Source organism: Pseudonocardia nigra, assembly GCF_019396355.1.
Lineage (GTDB): Bacteria > Actinomycetota > Actinomycetes > Mycobacteriales > Pseudonocardiaceae > Pseudonocardia > Pseudonocardia nigra.
The window spans coordinates 39,558-60,053 of the sequence record NZ_JAHKRK010000022.1; the positions used below are offsets into that span (position 1 = coordinate 39,558).

A 20,496-nucleotide genomic window follows, 5' to 3' on the forward strand; every position below is an offset into this window, starting at 1 on the left:
GGCCCCGATGGAACCGTCGCCGGCGGTGCTCTCGGCGCCGCCGTGTCGAAGGCGGGCCGTCGGCAGCCGGGTGGGCTACGGCTTCATCACCTGGCTCCTCGCCGAGCAGCCGGACCTACTCGACACCGCGCTCGAGCGCGGGCCGGCGGCGGTGACGCTGTCGTTCGGGGACCCGGGGCCGTTCGCCGCCCGGATCCGCGATGCCGGGGTGCCGCTCGGCTGCCAGGTGAGCGGCGCCGCCGAGGCGCGCCGCGCTCTGGACGCCGGCGTCGACGGGCTGTCGCGCAGGGCGGCGAGGGTGGCGGCCACGGCATCCGCCACCGCTCGACGATGACACCGTTCCGACGACGGCTCGGCGAGGTCGGCTCGGCCGCCGACGTCGTCGCTCCCTCGTCCAAGGGGACGATGCCGCCCCGCGGGCGCACGGGCCATCCGACGGGCGATGGGTCACGCGACACGGCAGGGCGGCTCCCGCCCGTCCACGAAGGCCTGCAGGTTGTCGAGCACGAGCCTGCCCATCGCGATCCGGGTCTCCCGGGTCGCGCTGCCGAGATGGGGCAGCAGCACAGCGTTGTCCAGCCGGCGCAGGTCCTCGGGGATGTCCGGCTCACCCTCGTAGACGTCCAGGCCGGCGCCGGCGATGGTCCCGGCTGTCAAGGCCTCGACCAGCGCCAGGGTGTCGACGACGTCCCCGCGGGCGGTGTTGACCAGGTACGCCGTCGGCTTCATCCTGGCCAGCCGCTCGGCGTCCATCAGGTGAGTGTTCGGTCCGCCGCCGGGCACGTGCAGCGAGACGAAGTCGGCGATCTCGAGCACCTCCTCCACGGTGTCGAGCTTGCGCGCCCACGGGATGTCGGGTCGCTCCGCCTGGTCGTGGCTGTCGTGGTAGACGACGGGCATCTGGAACCCGCAGTGGCCGCGCCGGGCCAGCGCGGCGCCGATCCGTCCCATGCCGATGATCCCGAGGGTCTTTCCGGAGACCTCGGCGCCGACGAGATGGGTCGGTCGCCATCCGCCCCAGCCGCCACCCCGGAGCTCCCGCTCGCCCTCGCCGGTGCGGCGCGCCACCATCAGCAGCAGGGTCATCGCCAGGTCGGCCGTCGCTTCGGTGAGCACCCCGGGCGTGTTGGTGACGACGATGCCGGCCCGGGCGGCGGCGGCGACGTCGATGTGATTGAAGCCGACGCCGAAGTTGCCGAGGAACCGGGTCCGGGTACCGCCGGAGAACAACTCGGCGGGGAGCTGGTCCGAGACGGTCGGGAGCACCGCGTCGGCCTCGCACAGCGCCCGCCGCAGCCCCTCGGGCCCGAGCGGCCGGTCGTCGGCGTTGAGGCGGACGTCGGGAAAGCGGCTGCACAGCTCGTCCTCCACCTCGGCGGGCCAGCGCCGGGTGACGACCACCACAGGATCCGGCATGAGTTCTCCTCGGGTCGAAGGGCTCAGACCGCGGCCGGCTCGAGCAGGCCGCGCTCCCGCAGGACCCGCGCGACGGTCGTGCCCATGCTGGACGGGTCGGACGCCATGGTGATGCCGGCCGCGGCGAGGATCTCCGACTTCTCCCGCGCGGACTCCCCCGCCGCCGAGACGATGGCGCCGGCATGGCCCATCGTGCGGCCGGGCGGCGCCGTCAGCCCCGCGACGTACCCGATCACCGGCTTGGTCATGCGCTCGCGCACGAACGCGGCGCCTTCCGCCTCCTGCGGGCCCCCGATCTCGCCGATCATCAGCACGGCGTCGGTCTCCTCGTCGTGCTCGAAGAGCCCGAGGTGGTCCCGGAACGACGAGCCGTTCACGGGATCGCCGCCGATGCCGACCGACGTCGAGACGCCGATGCCCAGCGCCTTGAGCTGGGCCGCCGCCTCGTAGCTGAGGGTGCCGGAGCGGCTGATGATCCCGATCCTGCCCGGCAGGTAGATGTGGCCGGGCATGATGCCGAGCAGTGCCTTGCCCGGGGAGATCGTGCCCGCACAGTTCGGCCCGGTGAGGCGCATGCGCGTCCCGATCCGGTAGCGCCGCATGTAGCGCTTCACCCGAATCATGTCCTGGGCCGGGACCCCGTCGGTGATGCAGACGCAGTAGCGGATGCCGGCGTCGGCCGCCTCCATGATCGCGTCCGCGGCGAACGGCGGTGGCACGAAGACGATCGAGGCGTCGGCCTTCTGGATCCGGACCGCGTCCTTGACCGTGTTGAAGATCCGCTTCCCGAGGACCGTCTGGCCGCCCTTACCCGGGGTCACGCCGCCGACCACGTTAGTGCCGTAGGCCAGCATCTCTTCGGTGTGGAACGCACCGATCCGGCCGGTGATGCCCTGCACGATCACCCGCGTCTCGTCGTCGATGAGAATGCTCATCACTGAACTCCTTCAGGCGCTGATCGGCTGGTGGGCGGGCAGCGACCGCAGTGGACGGCCTGCGGCGGCCGCCACCACCTTCCCCGCCGCCTCCGCGAGCGTGTCCGCCACGATGATCGGCAGGCCCGATCCGTCGAGGATCCGCCTGCCCTGCTCGACGTGCGTGCCGGACAGGCGGGCTACGACCGGGACCCCGACGTCGGCGTCGGCGAACGCCGCGACCACGCCTTCGGCCACCCAGTCACAGCGGTTGATCCCGGCGAAGATGTTGACCAGGATCGCCGCGACGTTCCTGTCCTGGAGGACCGCGCGGAAAGCCTTGAGCACCCGCTCGGGCGACGCGCCGCCGCCGATGTCGAGGAAGTTCGCCGGTTCACCGCCAGCCACTTTGATCATGTCCATGGTGGCCATGGCCAGGCCGGCGCCATTGATGATGCAGCCGATGTCGCCGTCGAGCCCGACGTACGCGAGCCCGTGGTCGGCGGCATGCCGCTCGCGCGGGTCCTCCTGGCTGCGGTCCCGCAGCTCGAAGACCTCCGGGTTGCGGAAGATCGCGTTGTCGTCGAAGGACATCTTCGCGTCGGCGGCGATGAGGCGTCCGCTCGCCGTGACGACGAGTGGGTTGATCTCGAGCATCGTGGCGTCCAGGTCGCGGAAAGCCCGGTAGGCGCCTCGGAAGACCCGGCAGGCCGGGGCAATCTGCTCCGCACGGAGGCCGATGGCGATGGCGATCTCCCTGGCCTGGAACTCCAGGAAGCCGACCGCAGGCTCGACCGACATGCGCACCACCGCCTCGGGCGCGGACGCGGCGAGCTGCTCGATCTCCATGCCGCCGTCGGCGGACGCGATGATCACGATCCGTTCGGTGGCCCGGTCCAGCAGGATGCCGAAGTACAGCTCGCGGTCGATGTCCAGGGCTTCCTCGACATACACCCGGGAGACGAGTTTGCCCCCGGGCGCCTGCCGCGTCACCAGCCGCGTGCCGACCAGGTTCCCGGCCGCCTCCGCCACTTCCCGGTCCGAGCGGCACACGGAGACCCCGCCGGCCTCGCCACGCCCGCCGGAGTGCACCTGAGCCTTGACCACCCACGCCGCTCCGCCGATCTCGGTGCTGTGGTACGCCGCCTGCTCAGGGCTGTACGCCACGCCGCCGCGCGGAACGGGCACGCCGAACCGCGCGAGGATCTCCTTGGCCTGGTACTCGTGGATGTCCATCTCAACCCCCTCAGCGCCGCAGAGCTGCGGCGGCCCGGATCGCGTCGTCCATCGCGATCACGTTCTGCGCCATCCGCTCGGACGCGGCGTCGATCATCTTCCCGTCCACGGCGGCCGCTCCCCTGCCCTCGGCCTCGGCCTTGCGCAGCTCGGCCACGATCCGGCGGGCACGTTCAACCTCGTCCTCCGGCGGGCTGAAGACCTCGTTCGCCAGCTCGACCTGGCTGGGGTGGATCGCCCACTTGCCCTCGCAGCCCAGCGCGGCGGCCCGCCGCGCGCCGGCCAGGTAGCCGTCCGGGTCGGAGAAGTCCCCGAACGGCCCGTCGACGGGCCGCAGGCCGTACGCCCGGCAGGCGACCGTCATCCGGGACAGGGCGAAGTGCCACTGGTCCCCGGGGTAGTTCGGGTTGAGCCCGCCGATGGTCACCGTGCGCGCCCGGTTGCTCGCGGCATAGTCCGCGACCCCGAAGTGCAGCGCCTCCAGCCGTCCGCCGGCGGCGGCGATCGCCTCGACGTTGGCCATCCCGAGCGCGGTCTCGATGAGGGCCTCGGTGCCCACCCGGGTCGTGAAGCCGCGGGCCTGCTCCACCTGGTTGATCAGCGCTTCCACCAGGTAGAGGTCGGAGGGCACGCCGACCTTCGGCACGAGGATGGTGTGCACGCGGTCGCCGGCCTGTTCCATGACGTCGATGACGTCGCGGTACATGTAGTGCGTGTCCAGGCCGTTGATCCGCACCGACACCGTCTTGCCGAGGCCGGCCCAGTCGATGTCGTTCAGCCCGGCGATGACGTTCTTGCGCGCCTGCTCCTTCTCCGGCGGTGCCACCGCGTCCTCCAGGTCGAGGAACACGAAGTCGGCGGTGCTGGCGGCGGCCTTGTCGATGAAGCTCATGTTGGAACCCGGAACGGCGAGCTCGCTGCGCTGCAGCCGGGGCTGTCGCATCGGGTGAAGGGTGTGACTCATCGTTCACTCCTCGGTAGCGGAACGGGCTCAGCGCGGGGCGACGGACGTGGCAGCGGACAGCGCGACCGGCTCGTCGGCCTGCGGGTGTGCATTGCGGTAGAAGTCCTGGGCGGCGGCGACACCGTCCCCGAGCCGCACCCGCGCCCCCGCGTCCGCCAGCGCCATCTCGGCCGCGGCGAGCGCGGCCAAGCACGAGACCTCGTTGAGGTCCCCGAGGTGGCCGATCCGGAAGACCTTGCCCGCGACCTCGGACAGCCCGGCACCGAACGAGGTCCGGTACCGGTGGTAGGCGATCCGGCAGACCTGGGCGCCGTCGACCCCCGGCGGGACGCGGATGGCCGAGACGGTGTCGGAGTACCACTCGGGCGCCACCGCGCACAGGTCCAGACCCAGTGCGGCGATCCCGACCCGTACCCCCTCGGCGAGCCGGTGGTGACGCGCGAAGACCTCGGCGAGCCCCTCGTCGAAGAGCCGGTCGATCGACGCGCGCAGGCCGTGGAGCAGGGGGACCGGCGGCGTGTACGGGAAGTAGCCGACGTCGTTGGTCGTGATCATGTCCTGGAAACTGAAATAGCAGCGTTCCATCGCGGACGTCGCCGCCGCCTGCAGAGCCTTCTCACTCACACCGAGGATGGACAGGCCGGCAGGGAGCATCAGCCCCTTCTGCGACCCGGTCACCGCGAGATCGACTCCCCATTCCTCCTGCCGGAGGTCGATCGACGCGACGGAGGAGACACCGTCGACGAACAGCAGCGCATCCGAGCCCGCCGCGTCCATGGCCCGACGAACCCCGGCGACATCGGAGGTGACGCCGGTGGCGGTCTCGTTGTGGGTGGCGAACACGGCCTTGATGCTCGGGTCGGCCACAAGTTGGCGCTCGTACTCGTCGAGTGGGACGCCGGCACCCCACTCGACGTCGACGCAGACCACGTCCAACCCGAGCCGCTGCGCCATGTCGACCCAGAGGTGGGAGAACTGGCCGAACCGCGACATCAGCACCCGGTCACCGCGGCTCAACGTGTTGGTGATCGCGGCCTCCCATGCGCCGGTGCCCGACGACGGGTAGATGAACACGCGGCCGGTCTCGTTGCGTAGCAGGATCTTCAGGTCCGCGAGCAGCCCGAGCACCAGATCGGGGAAGTCGGGGGCCCGGTGGTCCTCCATCGGGACGTTCAGGGCGCGCCGCACGACCTCGGGAACATTCGTCGGGCCTGGCACGAAGAGATGGGTGACGCCGCTGGCCATGTGGGCCCCCGCTTCCATGAGATTCGATCGAGCTGCCCCGACGCTAAGGACGTGAGGAGGGGTCTGAATCCCCCGCAGCGGGGATATGAAGGGGAGACCAGAGGGTGACCCGGCGGTACCGCGCACGGCACGTCACCACCGTGCACATGCTCGGAGGGTGCTCGGAGGTGTGCACGGCGGGCACAGGATGTGCACGGCGAGCTCTACCCCGTGTTGCGCATGCCGGCCGCGATCCCGTTCACCGTCAGCAGGAGCGCGCGTAGGAGGTCGGGATCCGGCTCGTCCACCGCGCGGCGCTGCCCGAGCAGCTCGACCTGCAGGTGGTGCAGCGGTTCCAGATAGGCGCCCCGCACCTGCAACGTCTGCCGCAGGACGGGGTGGCGGGCCAGCAGCTCCGGTGCCCCGGTGGCGCGCAGGACCTCGCGGAGGGTGTGGTCGTACTCGTGGTGGATCGTGTCGAGGATGTCCTGCAGCCCGGGTTCCACCAGCGCGGAGACGTAGCAGCGGGCGATCCGCAGGTCGGTCTTGGCCAGCGTCATCTCCACGTTGTCCAGCAGGTTGGTGAAGAACGCCCACTGGCGCATCTCGTCGAGGACGTCGCCGTAGCCCTTCTCCCTGGCCGCGCGCAGCCCGCTGCCCAGGCCGAACCAGCCGGGGAGGACCATGCGCGTCTGCGTCCAGCCGAAGACCCACGGGATGGCGCGCAGGTCGTCCAGTGTCGCGGTGTGGCCGCCGGGCCGTCGCGAGGGCCGGGACCCCAGGTTCAGCAGGGCGAGCTCGTCCACCGGTGTCGCGGAGGCGAAGAACTCGGGCAGCCCCGGTCGCTCGACCAGATCGCGGTAGGCCGCCCGCGCGGCCCGACTCACCACGTTCATCGCCTCGTCCCAGCGCGCCAGGGTGTCGGCGGGCCAGCGCGAGACCTTGTGCAGCAGCGTGGCGTCGAGCACCGACGCCAACATGATCTCGAGATTGTCGTGGGCCAGGCCGGGCAGCGAGTACTTGTCCGAGACGACCTCGCCCTGCTCGGTGACCTTCATGACGCCGTCGACGACCCCGTAGGGACTCGACGCGACAGCCTCTCCTGAGGGGCCGCCTCCCCTGCCGACCGAACCGCCGCGCCCGTGGAACAGCCGCAGGCGTACGCCGTGCCGCGCTGCAACGTCGCGCAGGTGCCGTTGGGCGCGCTGGATCTCCCACCGGGAGGTGGTGATACCGGCACCCTTGTTGGAGTCCGAGTAGCCGAGCATGACCTCCTGCACGTCCCCGCGGGCCCGGACCATGCGCCGGTAGTGGACGTCGCTGAGCAGCGCGTCGAGGAGCTCCCCGCCCTGGCTCAGCTCGTCGACCGTCTCCAGCAGCGGCACCAGGTCGATCGAGCTGTGGACCTCGTCCCCGCAGATCTCGACCAGCCCGGCCTCGCGGGCCAGGACCGCCACGGCGAGCACGTCATCGGCGCCGCGGCACATGGACACGACGTAGGTGCGAGCCGCTTCCGGCCCGAAGATCTGCTGCGCCTCCCGCAGTGCGTCGAGGGTCTCCAGCGCGCCGGCCGCCGCGGCCGGGAGCGCGCCGCGGCGCGGTGCCAGCGGCCGCCCGCTGCCGAGCTCGGCGGAAAGCAGCGCGGCGCGAGCTGAGCGGTCCAGGTCGCCGTAGTTCGGCCCCGGTTCGCCCGACCGCTCGTAGAGCACGCCCAAGGCCGCATGGTGGGCGTCGCTGTGCTCGCGGATGTCGAGTTCGGCGAGATGCAGACCCATGGTCCGGGCCACCCGTATGACGTGGGCGAGCGCGCCCTCGGCGACGCGTTCGCCGAGGTGCCCCCGCAGGGAGCGGTCGATGACGGTGAGGTCGTTCAGGTACTGCTGGGCGCCGAGGTAGTCGTGCCCCGCGACGTGCGGCGTGCCGTCGCGCAATCGGGCCCTGGTCCCGTCGAGCCGCTCCAGGATGAAGGCACACTTGAGCCGGTAGGGCTCCCGCACCTCGGCGCGGACGAGTCGGCTGTGGACCTCGGGCAGGCATCGGCGATCAGCCGCCAAGCTCGCGCGCATCTCCTCGGACACGCCGACCACCCGTGTCGAGATGCTCAGCTCGTTGCCGAGTTCCTCCACCAGCCCGGCGTTGATCCGCAGAGCGCGTTCCGCATACAGCCGCAGCACCTCGAGGGTGGTGCCCGGCGTGACGTACGGGTTGCCGTCGCGGTCGCCGCCGACCCAGCACCCGAGGGTGATCAGCCGGGCGTCCGCTGGCAGCCGCAGGCCCGCCTCGGCGAGCACCTCGGAGAACTCACCGAGCAGGTCCGGGATCGTGGCGGCGCCCAGCTGCTCGAGGTAGTGGCTCACCACCCGGGCCTCGTCGAGGACCGTGGGCCGGTACTCGCGGATCTCGTCGGTCTGCCAGAGCAGGTCGACCAGGCCGGCCAGCCGCCACTCGGGCACTGTCCCGTCGAGAACTCCCGCCACCTGCCCGAGGATGCCCCGCACCGAGAGCCGGGACGCCTCCGTCGGGTGCGCGGTGAACACCGGCCGCAGCTGAGCACGCGCCAGCACGTCCTCGATGTCGTTGCGGTCCGCATGCCGAACGAGCCGTTCGACGAGCGACCGCAGCGGGCCCTCGCCACCGGGGCGGCGTTGCCGCAGCTCGCGGCGCCGGTGGACCTGTTCGGTGACGTTCGCCAGCCGGAAGTAGCAGGAGAACGCCCTGGCCAGGTTCACGGCAGCCCCCGGATCGAGACCAGCGAGGAGCGCGGCGATCTCCGCGCTTCCGTCCTCGGCAGGTGTCCTGGCCTGTCGGCGGACCTGCTCGACCAGCTCGAGGAGCTGTTCGCCGCCGTGCCGGACCAGCGTCTGCCCCAGCAGGGTCGACAACCTGCGGATGGCCAGGCGCATCTCCCCGTGCTCGGACTGCGAGACCACACCGGCATGGGTCGCGGCCGAGTCGACCGCCGGTTCCGCCGGCGACCGCGTCGTTCCCGAGGGCCATCCGGCCGGTGCCGTGCTCATCCGGTACTCAGCTGGGGGTACAGCGGGTGGAGTTCGGCTATCGCGCGGGTCCGCTTGCGCAGCGCCGTCCGCGCGGACTCGTGGAGCTCGCCGGTGAGCGCCTCGGCGATCACCTTGCCGAGCTCGCGGAAGTCCTCATCGCGCAGGCCCCGCGTCGCCAGGGCCGGCGTCCCGATCCGCAGCCCCGACGACACGGCGGGCGGCCGCGGATCGAACGGCACGGAGTTGCGGTTCACCGTGATACCGATCTCGTGCAGGCGATCCTCGGCCTGCTGACCGTCCAGGTCGGACTCCCGCAGGTCGGCGAGCACGAGATGGACGTCGGTGCCGCCGGTGAGGACGTTGAGCCCGGCCGCGAGCATCTCCTCGGCGACCGCCCTCGCCCCGGCCCTGGTCCGCCGCTGGCGCTCCCGGAACGCCTCTGACGCCGCGATCTTCAGGGTCACTGCCTTGCCGGCGATCGCGTGCATGAGCGGTCCGCCCTGCCAGCCGGGGAAGGTTCTCGAGTCGATCTTCTTCCGGAACTCGTCCCGGCACAGGATCATGCCCCCGCGCGGACCGCCGAGGGTCTTGTGGATCGTCGTGGTCACGACATCGGCGTACGGGACCGGGTTGGGGTGCTCCCCCGCGGCGACCAGCCCGGCGAAGTGCGCCATGTCGACGAGGAGAACGGCGCCGACCGAGTCGGCGATCTCGCGGAACCGAGCGAAGTCGAGCTGACGCGGGTAGGCCGACCAGCCGGCTAAGATCATCTTCGGGCGGTGCAACTCGGCCAACCGGGTGACCTCGTCCATGTCGATCAGCGACGTTTCCCGGTCGACGCCGTAGCCGACCACGTCGTAGTGCAGGCCGGAGAAGTTGATCCGCATCCCGTGCGTGAGGTGCCCGCCGTGGTCCAGTTTGAGCCCGAGGAAACAGTCACCCGGGTCGAGCAGCGCACTGAACGCGATGGCGTTGGCCGAGGCACCGCTGTGCGGCTGCACATTGGCGTGCTCGGCGCCGAACAGGTTCTTCGCCCGCTCGATCGCGAGCCGCTCCGCCACGTCGACGTGCTCGCAGCCCCCGTAGTAGCGCCGGCCGGGGTAGCCCTCGGCGTACTTGTTGGTGAGCACCGAGCCCTGGCAGTCCAGCACCGCCTGCGGCACGAAGTTCTCTGACGCGATCATCTCCAGAGTGCTCTCCTGGCGGTCCAACTCACCCCTGAGAACGTCTGCGATCTCGGAATCGACCTCCGCCACGGGCCTGGTGAAGTAGTTCGCGGGCAGATCACTCATGCACGACACCCCCGGGAGATTGGACAAGCTGGGGACGGTATCGACCACCTGCTGTGCGTCAAGGCAGCGGAACGCCCCCGAGCCGATGGCTCGACCTACACATCTCCGCACGTCACGGTCTGGATCCCGGAAGCCGGAAATCGGATGTGGCCGCCCCCGAGATCCCCCGGTATCTCCCCCTCCAGGGGAGTCCTCATGCACAAAATTGCCGTACAGGAGACAATCTCTCCATAAGGGGTTTACATCTCGCGCACCGCCCGGGATGCTCCGCAGGCAGCGTCGCGTTCCAGGAGGTCGCCATGTCCCTGTCCGGGACCGTCGCCACGACCTCGTCCGGCGGCACGTCCGCCGGAGAGGCGCCCGTCACGTGGGCGGGCGGGCTCCCCTCGATTCGGACGCTCGACGACGCCACGACGTTCCTCTACCAGCGGCTTGGCGCATCCCGGGACGGGCACGGCGCCAGGGCCGGCGTCGCGCGAGCCCGGGCGCTGTGCGAGACGCTCGGCGATCCCCAGGACCGGTGCCGGTCAGTGCACGTCGCCGGGACGGCCGGCAAGGGGTCCGTGGTGGCGTTCGTGGCCGGCCTGCTCGGCGCCCACGGCTTCACGGTGGGCGCGCACCTGTCACCGCACGCGCACAGCATCGTGGAACGCTTCCTCCTTGACGGGCGGGCGGTCGCCGAACACCTGCTCGTCCGAACCCTCGTCGACCTGATGCCCGGGATCGGTCGGATCGCGAGGTCGGAACATGGCTGTCCGACCTTTTTCGAGGTCACCAACGCCATCGCGTCGCAGCTGTTCGCCGATGGAGAAGCCGACTACGCGGTCGTGGAGACCGGCCTGGGCGGGCGGCTGGACTCCACGAACACGATCACCAGGGCGGACAAGCTCGCGCTCCTCACGCACATCGGCCTCGACCACACCGAGGTCCTGGGCGACACCCTCGCCGAGATCGCCACCGAGAAGGCGGGGATCATGCCCCGACACGGGCACGTGATCGCCCTGAAGTCCCAGTGCGAGGCGGTCGATCAGGTGTTCGTCGAGGAGGCCGCGGGGCGGCGCTGCACGCTGGAGCTGTTCGACCCGTCCGATCCCAGTTCCCCTCCGTTCGTCGAGCGGGAACTCGGCTTGCCCGGTCGGCATCAGGTCGTCAACGCCGCACTCGCCCTGCGGGCGGTCGCGTACCTCGCTCAACGCGACGGATGGAGGATCGATCCCACCGCCGTCCACCGGGGGCTGCGCCAGGTGCGGCTACCGGGCCGGTTCGAGCGGCGGCGGTGGCACGGGCACCCGGTCGTCCTCGACGGGGCGCACAATCCGATCAAGCTGGGTTCGGTCGTGTCCGTACTCAGGGACGAACACCCCGGGCAGCGGTTCGTGTGGGTGCTCGCCTTCAAAGGGAACAAGGACGTGCGTGCCGCGCTGGAGATCATCGCCCCGGTGGCATCCGCCGTTGTCGCCACTGAGTTCGTGACCACCGGTGGTGACCACCGCCCTGCTGGTGCCTCCGTCCCCGCGGCGGCGCTGGCCGGGGCCGCTCGGCGCGCCGGTGTACCGGTCAGCACAGACGCGGCCCATCCGGGGGCGGCGTTGCAACGTGCCCTCGAGCTGTCGGCGCCGGGCCGGCCCGTCGTCGCCGCAGGGTCCTTCCATCTCGTCGCCGCAATCGGCGACATCCTGTCGGCATGAAATGAGTTCGTCCACCTAGGAGTTTCGTCATGACCGCGCTCCAGGAACCGTCCGCCCCCGCCGCCGTCGCCGCTGTCACCGCCTCGATCGACGGCCATGACGTGACCGTCGCCGAGGGCACCTCGATCTACGACGCGGCGAAGGCGGTGGGCGTCGAGATCCCGGTGTTGTGTCACGACGAGCGCTACGACCCGGTGGGTGTCTGCCGGTTGTGTGTGGTGGACACCGGCGGGCGGGTGTTCACCGCGGCGTGTGTCCGGCCGTGTGAGAACGGCATGACGATAACGACCTCCACACCCGAGCTGGAGCGCAGTCGTGCCACCCTGACCGAGCTCCTGGTGTCGGACCAGCCGCCGCGGGCGGTGGACCCGAAGCAGACGACCACCGGCGACAATCTGCTGCTCACCCTTGCGGACCGCTATGGGGTGGCCCGCGAGACCACCGAGCTGCCGTGCGGCTCGGGCCGCGGCGCCGACTCGTCGAACCCCGTGATCGACGTCGATCACGACGCCTGCATCCTCTGCGACCGCTGTGTCCGGGCATGTGACGACATCCAGGGCAACGACGTGATCGGCCGCTCCGGCAAGGGCTACACCGCGCGGATCGCGTTCGACCTGAACGACCCGATGGGCGCGAGCTCGTGCGTCACCTGTGGCGAGTGCGTGCAGGCCTGCCCCACGGGTGCGCTGACCAACAAGCCGATCCGCAACATCCCGATCCGGCCGCGCAACGAGCTGGACGCGGTCGACTCGGTGTGCCCGTACTGCGGCGTGGGCTGCGCGCTCACCTTCTACGTCGACCGGGAGCGTGGCGCGATATCCTTCGCCGAGGGCCGCGACCAGCCGGGCTCGCACAGCCGGCTGTGCGTCAAGGGCCGTTACGGCTGGGACTACGCGGCGTCACCGCAGCGGATCACCGTGCCGCTGATCCGGGTCGAGGGCTCCTACCCGAAGGGCCCGCTGTCGGCCGACGTCCGGGGTGAGGGTGACGGGCGCCGCAGCGACGCCCGCCGCGGCGGCGACGGCGAGGAGCGGAAGCCGGGTGACAAGCGGGGCGGCGGCCGCAAGCCCGGTGGGCTGGTCGACCACGACGAGGTCATGCCGCATTTCCGCGAGGCCACCTGGGACGAGGCGCTCGACCTCGTCGCGCGCAGGCTGACGGAGATCCGCGCGACGAGCGGGCCCGGGGCGATTGCCGGGTTCGGTTCGGCGAAGTGCTCCAACGAGGAGGCCTACCTCTTCCAGAAGCTCATCCGCACCGGCTTCGGCACCAACAACGTCGACCACTGCACCCGGCTCTGCCACGCCTCCTCGGTGGCCGCGCTGTTCGAGGGCGTCGGCTCGGGCGCGGTGTCCACCACCTACGGCGACGTCGCCAACGCCGACGTCGTGATCATCACTGGCTCCAACCCGACGGCCAACCACCCGGTGGCCAGCTCGTTCTTCAAGCAGGCCCGCCGGCGCGGCACGAAGATCATTTATGTCGATCCGCGCGCGTCCACGGTATCCGAGCACGCCGACTTCCACGTCCAGCTCAAGCCGGGCACCGACGTCGCGTTCTACAACGCGGTGATGCACGAAGTGATCCGGCTCGGACTGATCGACCGCGAGTTCGTCGCGAACCGGACATCGAACTACGCCGAGCTCGCGCGCACGGTGACCGACTATTCCCCCGAGCGCGCCGGGCAGATCACCGGAGTGCCCGCCGACCTGATCCGCGAGGTCGCGAGGGTCTGGGGCGAGGCGGGCGCGGGCGTCGTCTATTGGGGCATGGGGATCTCCCAGCACACCACCGGCACCGACAACGCCCGCTGCCTGATCGCCTTGTGCTCCATCACCGGCAACGTCGGGCGCCCCGGCACCGGGCTGCACCCGCTGCGCGGGCAGAACAACGTACAGGGAGCGTCGGACGCCGGGCTGATCCCGATGTTCTATCCCGACTACCAGGGCGTGGACCGGGACGCGACGCGGCGCCGCTTCGAGGAGGCATGGGGCACCACGCTCGACCCGAACCGCGGCATGACCGTTACAGAGATCATCTCCTCGGTGCTGCAGCCGGGCGGCGTGCGCGGAATGTACATGCTCGGGGAGAACCCGTTCCTCTCCGACCCGAACATCAACAAGGTGCGCAAGGCGCTCAGCGCTCTGGAGTTCCTGGTGGTCCAGGACATCTTCCTGACCGAGACCGCAGAGTTCGCCGACGTGATCCTGCCGGCCACCTCGTACCTGGAGAAGGACGGCAGCTACACCAACACCGACCGCAGGGTGCAGCTCGGCCGTAAGGTCATGGACCCGCCGGGCCAGGCCCGCCTGGACTGGGAGATCGTGCAGGACATCGCACGCCGGATCGGGCTGGGCTGGGACTACGGCTCGCCCAGCGCGGTGTTCGACGAGATGGTCGCGCTGATGCCGTCGTACAAGAACCTCACGTACTCCAACCTCGGCCTCTCCGGCAAGCTCTACCCCAACGACGACCCCGAGCACAGCGACGGCACGATCGTCATGTTCGACGAGAAGTTCAACACCGCCGACGGGCTCGCCCACCTCGTTCCCGCGCAGTGGCTGCCGCCCAAGGAACTCCCGGACGCCGAGTACCCGCTGGTGCTCAACACCGGACGGCTGCTCGAGCACTGGCACACCGGCACGATGACCCGCCGCTCGTACGCGCTGGACGCGATCTCGCCGGTCGCTGAGGTGTACATGCACCCGAAGGACGCCGCCGACCGCGGCCTGGCGCACGGCGAGACGGCCCGCGTGCGGTCCCGGCGCGGCGTCATCGAGCTGCTGGTGCGCATCAGCCACCGCGAGCAGCTGGGCAACTGCTTCATCCCGTTCCACTTCCGCGAGGCCGCCGCGAATCTCCTGACGATCGACGAGATCGACCCGATCGGGAAGATCCCTGAGTTCAAGTTCTGTGCCGTTCAGGTCGAGCCCCTCGGCGCAGCGCCAGCGGAGCCGACATCAACGCCAGGAGTTCGAGCATGACCGATGCGAACGACCGGGCTGGGCAGGTGGGGACCCGCCGGGTGCCCGGGGTGGAGGCGCGGGCGGGGAAGTTCCCCGGGCCGTCGCTCATCCCCGCGCTGAACGCGATCCAGGCCAGGCTGGGGTGGCTGCCGCGCGAGGAGCTGGAGGAGCTGGCCCGCGACACCCGGCGCCCGCGATACGAGATCGAGGGCCTGATCTCGTTCTACCCGCATTTCCGCACGACACCGCCGCCGAAGGTGGCGCTGCACGCCTGCCACGACCTGCCGTGCTTCCTGCGCGGCGGCAACGCCCGGATCGCGGAGCTGCGCGAACGCTACGGGACCGACCCCGACGTGGAGCTCGTCGAGGTGTCCTGCCTCGGCCGCTGCGACGCCGCGCCCGCGGTGGCCGTGAACGAGCGGCCGGCGCCGCTGTCCGAGGTGGACGAGCTGGTAGCCGCCGCCCATGGAGTCGGGGTCGGCGACGCCCCTGCGCAGAGGCGCGACGAGCCCTGGCCCAACGACCCCTACCCGGCCGGCTCTTGCGCCGAGGAGCGGTACGCGACGCTGCGCGCGCTGCTCACCGGTGCGCTCGATGCCGACGAGATCATCACGGCGCTGACGGACGCCGGCCTGCGCGGCATGGGCGGTGCGGGCTTCCCGACGGGGCAGAAGTGGTCCCTGGTTCGCGGCGCCCAGCCCGGCAGTAGGAAGTACGCGATCTGCAACGCCGACGAGTCCGAGCCCGGAACGTTCAAGGACCGACAGATCCTGGCCGACCAGCCGCACCTAGTGCTGGAGGGCCTGCTGATCGGGATGGCTGTGGTCGGCGCCGAGGAAGGCTGGGTCTTCATCCGGCACGAGTACGGGCCCGAGGAGCACGTGCTTCGCGCGGAGCTGGACGCACTCCGCCGCGCCGGGGTCATCGGACCGGACGCTTGCGGCAGCGGGCGGCGCCTCGAGGTGGACCTGTTCGTCTCCCCCGGCGGCTACATCCTCGGCGAGGAGACCGCGCTGCTGGAATGCATGGAGGGGCACCGGGGCGAGCCGCGCAACAAGCCCCCGTTCCCCGGCAACTACGGCCTGCACGGGCGCCCGACGCTGATCAACTCGGTGGAGACCTTCGCCGACGTGCCGGTGATCGTGCGGCGCGGGGCGCAGTGGTGGCAGGACCAGGGGCTCGGCGAGTCGGTCGGGTGGAAGTTCTTCGCCGTGTCCGGGCACGTGGAGCGGCCGGACGTCTACTGCGTGCCGATGGGCACCACGGTCGGTGAGCTGATCGAGCTGGCCGGCGGGGTCACTGGTGGCGCCGCGGTCGGCGCTATACAGCCGGGCGGCGCGTCGTCCAACTTCCTCGGACCCGACCAGCTCGACATGGCACTCGACTTCGGCACGGCCGCCGCGGCCGGCACTATGCTCGGGTCCGGCGCGCTGGTGGTGCTCGCGGAGGGCACAGACCTGCTCGCCGCGGCCACGAACGTACTGCGGTTCTTCCGCGACGAGTCGTGCGGCAAGTGCCTGCCCTGCCGGGTCGGCTCGGCGAAGGCCCACGAGCTCCTGCGCGGCCGGTCCGAGCTCGACGAGGGCGGGAAGACGCGGGTTCTGCAGATCGAGGAGACCATGCGCAAGACCTCCATCTGCGGCCTGGGCCAGGTGGCTCTGGGCCCGGTCGTGAGCGTGCTGGGCCTACAGAAAGGCGGCGCCGCCGCGCGCGAGCAGCCGAAGCCCGACGGCGCGACGGGCCAGCCGGCCCGCTGACTTCCCTCGCCCGCGCTGGCCGACGCCGTTCCGAAGCTCCATGTGTCGTAGCGGCCGCAGCGGGGTCACGATCAGGGGAGGTGGCGTCGGCTGCGCCGGGGGCGGCATGAAGACGTCGTTGAGCAGGTCGTGCAGGTCACACTCCGGGACGAGGGTGGGTGCCGCACGCCACCGCACCGGTTTGCTGCTGCCGCGTCCACCAAGTGCCCGCCCTGCAGACTGCATCGACGCGCGGCATGCCTGACGCTCGGCCGCCATGAGGTGAGGCCGGTGCTGCTGTCCCGGCTTGCTACTGCCGCCGCTCCCGTCAGCCGCGGTCTGTGGCATCGGCTGGTCGCGCTTCTACCATCGCTGCAACCGTGCGCTCGATCTTGTCGGGTGCGAAGAGCCCACCGCGCCAACCATCCAGGGCGGGCAGGACGTCATGCTCCGCGACGTGAAACGGTTCGAGGGGTGCTCCACCGTGTTGGCGAGCGCGTCCTCGCGGGGGAAGCGGCAGCGGTAGTAAGCCCGCTCGTGATTCCACTGTCCCTGCATCCGCCGCTCCCAGGCCGCAGTGCACGAGGGCGCGCAGCACGTAGCTGCGGCGAAACCTCTGACGGGTCCGAGGCTTGCCACGTCCACCACCGCCGGGTATGACGACGCCCGCCGTCAGCACCGGCCCGATCCCCCCGGGGGGCTCCTCCTTCCCACGACGGGGCGACCCGTAGTCCTACGGACGCGCGGGCCGGCCGGCGCGGCGACGATCAGTGCGCCCACATGCGGGAGCTTCCCGATGTCGACCGCTGCCGACGTCCTGTTGCAGACATGCGCCTGTTCCTCACGTCGGCGCTGTTCTGGAGTCGGGCAGGGTGGCGTTCTTCCTGGTGTTCTACGTCATGCCGATGGTCCTGGCGGCGCTCCTGCTACTCCTGGCTCTCAGCACCCGCGGACGCGGCCGGCTGCGGGCCGCCGTCGCCGTCCCGTTCGTTGCGATGACCGGTGACGGCGAGGTTCCGCTGGCGCGCACCGGTCGGGATCCTCGATCTACGCGGTGGGCGAGTAGAGCTCCCGGTCGATCAACGCCCTGACCCTCGTCGCTCTCGTGGCCGCTGCACTCGACGAGGCAGCGGCCACTGGGGATCATCCCTTCAACCCGCCGGACGTGAGGCCCGAGATGATCCGCTTCTGAAAGACGAGCGCGACGAACACCATCGGCACGGTCACGATCACACAGGCCGCGGTGATGGTGCCGATCGGCGGTTCGAACTGGACATCGCCCGACAGCGAGGCGATGGCGACCGGGACGGTCTGCGCCGCGAGGCTGCGCGGGGCGAACGTGCTCGCCAGCAGGAACTCGTTCCACGCGCCGACGAACGTGATGATCGAAGCGGCGAAGATGCCGGGCGTCGCCAGCGGGAGCACCACCCGGTGGAAAGCCTGGAATCGGGTGGCACCGTCGACCAGCGCCGCCTCCTCTATCTCGACGGGGATCGAGGCGAAGAACGTGGTGAGGAGGAAGATCACCAGCGGCAGCTCGAAGGCCGTGTACGGGAGGTACAGGCCGGGGTAGGTGTCGAGCAGCCCGAGTTCGCGCCACAGCGAGTACAACGGCGGCACGAGCGAGACCGGCGGGAACAGTGAGACGGCGAGGACGCCGGTGAGGATGAGCATCTTGCGCCGGACGTTCAGCCTCGCGAGGGCGTAGCCGGCCAGCACACCGATCGCGATACAGAGCACCGTTGTGGAGGCCGCGACGATCAAGGAGTTGCGCAGGTTGTAGGCGAAACCCTCGGCCAGTACCTCGACGTAGTTGCCGAAGCCGAAAGGGCCCTGGAACATGTCGGCGCTCTGCAGCGCCTGGGTGCCCTGCTTCAGGCTGGTGCTGATCAGCCACCCGAAGGGCACCAGGCACCACGCGTAGATGACGGCGAGCAGCAGCATCCGGGAGAGCCGCTGCGCGGGCCGGTCGCGGCGGGTCGTGGCCATCAGCGTTCTCCTCCGGAGAGAACGGCCTCGCGCCCGAGGGCCTTGATGAAGAGCATCCCGACCCCGAGCACGACGACGAACGTCAGGGTCGACAGCGCCGAGCCCAGCCCGAGGTCGACGGTGCGCACCACGTACTCCTGCACGAGGATCGACAGCGTCTCGGTGCCGAACTGGCCGAACGTCATGACCTGGGGCAGGTCGAACACGCGCAGCGCCTGCACGGTGCGGAACAGCAACGCCACGAGGATCGCCGGCTTGAGCAACGGCAGGGTGACGTTCAGGAAGCGCTGCCAGGCGCCTGCGCCGTCGAGCGCGGCGCTCTCGTAGAGCTCGTCGGGGATCGTCTGCAGGCCGGCGAGCAGGAGCAACGCCACGAACGGCGCGGTCTTCCACACGTCGGCGAACACGATCGCGGCCATCGCCCAGCCTTCACGGCCGAGCCAGTTGAAGTTGCCGAGCCCGAGCAGCGAGTTGATGAACCCGGGCTGGATGTTGAACAGGATCGACCACATCTGTGCGGCGACCACCGTGGGGATGACCCACGGGATGAGGATGACGGCGCGGGTTCCGCCACGGCCGCGGAACGCCTGGTTCATGATCAGCGCGAAGATCATGCCGATGACGAACTCGGCGCTCACGGACGTCACCGTGAACACCGCGGTGTTCCACATCCCGTCCCAGAAGCGGGCCGACGTCAGGGCCTCGGTGTAGTTGGCGAGCCCGGCGAAACCCTCGTACCTGCGACCGTCGTAGGCCCCCAGGCTGAGGACGAACGCGTAGCCGATGGGGAACAGCAGCACCAGCGTCATCACGACACCCGACGGCGCGAGGAAGACGCGCCCCAGGGCGGTGCTGCCGAGACCCGACCGCCTGCGGCGCCGCGCGGTGGAACCCGGGGCCTTCGGCGCGGTAGTGCGCCGGAGGCCCCGGGACGACGTGGGCACACTCATCGCGGCGGCTCGCTGATCGCTTGTGTGCGAGCGACGGCTTCACTTGTCATCGACGACCTCCTGCAGCTTCTGCCGGATGGCGTCGATCGCGGCCTGCGGCTCCTTCTGGCCGGTGTAGGCGGCGAAGAGCTCGGTCTGCATGGTGGCGCTGATGGCGTTCCATTGCGGCACCGGGGGCCGGGCGCGGGAGTGCGGCAGGACCCGGGCGAGCAGCTGGAACGCCGGGTCGTCGGGGAACTGCGCGTAGACCGACTCCATGGCGGGCGGCAGGCCGGTCTCGGCGATGAGCCGCTGCACGTCCTCGTCGAGCGCGGCGAACCGGATGAACTCCTTGGCGAGGTCCTTCTGGTCGGAGAACGCGCTCACCGCGAGGTTGTACCCGCCGACCGCGGACACGGTGTCCGCGCCGTCGAACGTCGGCAGCGGGGCGATACCGAGCTTGTCCGCGATCTGGCCCTCCGGGCCGGCCATCTGGCGGTACGGGCTGACCCAGTGCCGCATGAAGATCGCTTGGCCGGACTCGAACGCCGGCCGCGCCTCGGCCTCGGTCATCGTGGTGTAGCCGGGGTGGTAGAAGCCGCTGGCCTGCGCCTCGCGCATGAACTCCAACGCGCGCAGGGCGGCGTCGGTGGTGCCGAAGAGCACTTCGGACTGGTCCGCGTTGAACAGGTCACCGCCCGCGCCCCACAGGTACTCGAGGTAGTTGACGACCATGCCCTCGTAGCTGGCGCCCTGGCCCGCGTAGGCCGGAACCCCGGTCTGCTCCTCGAGCCGGATCCCGAGGTCGCGCAGCTCCTGCCACGTCCTAGTGTCTCGTGTCCGAAGTCTTTTGACGCTGCGCTTTGGCCAGGATGGCCTCGGCGTCCTTGGTCCAGATGAACGGTTCACAGCGCTCGTTCCATGCGTCGATGAAGCGGCGGATGGCGGCGATGAGTTCGCGGACGGAGTCGAAGCTGCCGCGGCGGATGGCTTGGCGGGTGATGATCCCGAAGAAGATCTCCACCATGTTGAGCCAGGACCCGGAGGTGGGGGTGAAGTGCAGGGTGATCCGGGGGTTGCGGGCCAGCCAAGCCTTGACCGTGGGGTGTTTGTGGGTGGCGTAGTTGTCGCAGACGATGTGCA

General features: G+C 70.5%; 15 protein-coding genes. 4 read left to right on the forward strand and 11 right to left on the reverse strand.

Annotated elements, in window-relative coordinates; genetic code table 11:
- The first annotated feature begins 7 nt into the window (after positions 1-7).
- Entirely contained in the window at positions 8-334 is a 327-nt protein-coding gene (locus KME75_RS08590) for a beta/alpha barrel domain-containing protein (protein WP_219414017.1), read from the forward strand.
- 113 nt (positions 335-447) lie between these two features.
- On the opposite strand, the gene KME75_RS08595 is transcribed toward KME75_RS08590, so the two are convergent.
- From KME75_RS08595 to glyA, 7 genes are all read right to left on the reverse strand, one after another.
- Positions 448-1,416 (reverse strand): 2-hydroxyacid dehydrogenase, encoded by a 969-nt coding sequence (locus KME75_RS08595; protein ID WP_219414018.1) that lies wholly within the window; start codon positions 1,414-1,416, stop codon positions 448-450.
- Positions 1,417-1,439: 23 nt separating this feature from the next.
- The gene (gene sucD, locus KME75_RS08600) at positions 1,440-2,351 is read right to left on the reverse strand and encodes a succinate--CoA ligase subunit alpha (RefSeq protein ID WP_219414019.1); all 912 of its coding nucleotides are present in this window, start codon (positions 2,349-2,351) and stop codon (positions 1,440-1,442) included.
- Positions 2,352-2,363: 12 nt separating this feature from the next.
- Positions 2,364-3,566, reverse strand: coding sequence for a malate--CoA ligase subunit beta (locus KME75_RS08605; protein ID WP_219414020.1), 1,203 nt, complete (start codon positions 3,564-3,566; stop codon positions 2,364-2,366).
- A 10-nt stretch (positions 3,567-3,576) separates the two neighbouring features.
- Positions 3,577-4,530 carry an HpcH/HpaI aldolase/citrate lyase family protein gene (locus KME75_RS08610; RefSeq protein ID WP_219414021.1) on the reverse strand — a complete coding sequence of 318 codons (954 nt, stop codon included), beginning with the start codon at positions 4,528-4,530 and terminating at the stop codon, positions 3,577-3,579.
- 27 nt (positions 4,531-4,557) lie between these two features.
- Positions 4,558-5,748 (reverse strand): aminotransferase class V-fold PLP-dependent enzyme, encoded by a 1,191-nt coding sequence (locus KME75_RS08615; protein WP_219414022.1) that lies wholly within the window; start codon positions 5,746-5,748, stop codon positions 4,558-4,560.
- A 230-nt stretch (positions 5,749-5,978) separates the two neighbouring features.
- Positions 5,979-8,684 carry a phosphoenolpyruvate carboxylase gene (gene ppc, locus KME75_RS08620; protein ID WP_308282650.1) on the reverse strand — a complete coding sequence of 902 codons (2,706 nt, stop codon included), beginning with the start codon at positions 8,682-8,684 and terminating at the stop codon, positions 5,979-5,981.
- An 83-nt stretch (positions 8,685-8,767) separates the two neighbouring features.
- A complete protein-coding gene (gene glyA / locus KME75_RS08625; RefSeq protein WP_219414024.1) occupies positions 8,768-10,045 on the reverse strand; it encodes a serine hydroxymethyltransferase in 1,278 nt (425 codons plus the stop codon).
- 146 nt (positions 10,046-10,191) lie between these two features.
- Between glyA and KME75_RS08630 the strand changes: the two genes are divergently transcribed.
- The 3 genes from KME75_RS08630 to KME75_RS08640 are packed head-to-tail and all read left to right on the forward strand — an operon-like array spanning position 10,192 to position 16,456.
- The gene (locus KME75_RS08630) at positions 10,192-11,733 is read left to right on the forward strand and encodes a bifunctional folylpolyglutamate synthase/dihydrofolate synthase (protein WP_219414025.1); all 1,542 of its coding nucleotides are present in this window, start codon (positions 10,192-10,194) and stop codon (positions 11,731-11,733) included.
- A gap of 29 nt (positions 11,734-11,762) precedes the next feature.
- Complete coding sequence (fdhF, locus tag KME75_RS08635) at positions 11,763-14,717, forward strand: formate dehydrogenase subunit alpha (protein ID WP_219414027.1); 2,955 nt, start codon at positions 11,763-11,765, stop codon at positions 14,715-14,717.
- A complete protein-coding gene (locus KME75_RS08640) occupies positions 14,714-16,456 on the forward strand; it encodes an NAD(P)H-dependent oxidoreductase subunit E (protein WP_219414029.1) in 1,743 nt (580 codons plus the stop codon). The genes fdhF and KME75_RS08640 overlap by 4 nt, the downstream gene beginning before the upstream one ends.
- A gap of 1,122 nt (positions 16,457-17,578) precedes the next feature.
- Here KME75_RS08640 and KME75_RS08645 read toward each other — a convergent pair.
- The 4 genes from KME75_RS08645 to KME75_RS08660 all read right to left on the reverse strand — a co-directional run.
- Positions 17,579-18,424, reverse strand: a complete 846-nt coding sequence (locus KME75_RS08645; RefSeq protein WP_219414030.1) for a carbohydrate ABC transporter permease — start codon at positions 18,422-18,424, stop codon at positions 17,579-17,581.
- Positions 18,424-19,374 carry a carbohydrate ABC transporter permease gene (locus KME75_RS08650; protein ID WP_219414031.1) on the reverse strand — a complete coding sequence of 317 codons (951 nt, stop codon included), beginning with the start codon at positions 19,372-19,374 and terminating at the stop codon, positions 18,424-18,426. Before KME75_RS08650 ends, KME75_RS08645 begins: the two co-directional genes overlap by 1 nt.
- A gap of 39 nt (positions 19,375-19,413) precedes the next feature.
- Positions 19,414-20,262, reverse strand: a complete 849-nt coding sequence (locus KME75_RS08655) for an extracellular solute-binding protein (protein WP_219414032.1) — start codon at positions 20,260-20,262, stop codon at positions 19,414-19,416.
- A partial coding sequence (locus tag KME75_RS08660; protein WP_219414033.1) for a transposase occupies positions 20,180-20,496 on the reverse strand: 317 nt, incomplete at its 5' end. The genes KME75_RS08660 and KME75_RS08655, both read right to left, overlap by 83 nt.

Coding starts and splice junctions, on each gene's coding strand:
- fdhF (WP_219414027.1), top strand. CDS start 11,763: ATGACCGCGCTCCAGGAACCGTCCGCCCCCGCCGCCGTCGCCGCTGTC.
- glyA (WP_219414024.1), bottom strand. CDS start 10,045: ATGAGTGATCTGCCCGCGAACTACTTCACCAGGCCCGTGGCGGAGGTC.
- KME75_RS08650 (WP_219414031.1), bottom strand. CDS start 19,374: ATGAGTGTGCCCACGTCGTCCCGGGGCCTCCGGCGCACTACCGCGCCG.
- KME75_RS08640 (WP_219414029.1), top strand. CDS start 14,714: ATGACCGATGCGAACGACCGGGCTGGGCAGGTGGGGACCCGCCGGGTG.
- KME75_RS08590 (WP_219414017.1), top strand. CDS start 8: ATGGAACCGTCGCCGGCGGTGCTCTCGGCGCCGCCGTGTCGAAGGCGG.
- KME75_RS08595 (WP_219414018.1), bottom strand. CDS start 1,416: ATGCCGGATCCTGTGGTGGTCGTCACCCGGCGCTGGCCCGCCGAGGTG.
- KME75_RS08605 (WP_219414020.1), bottom strand. CDS start 3,566: ATGGACATCCACGAGTACCAGGCCAAGGAGATCCTCGCGCGGTTCGGC.
- sucD (WP_219414019.1), bottom strand. CDS start 2,351: ATGAGCATTCTCATCGACGACGAGACGCGGGTGATCGTGCAGGGCATC.
- KME75_RS08610 (WP_219414021.1), bottom strand. CDS start 4,530: ATGAGTCACACCCTTCACCCGATGCGACAGCCCCGGCTGCAGCGCAGC.
- KME75_RS08645 (WP_219414030.1), bottom strand. CDS start 18,424: ATGGCCACGACCCGCCGCGACCGGCCCGCGCAGCGGCTCTCCCGGATG.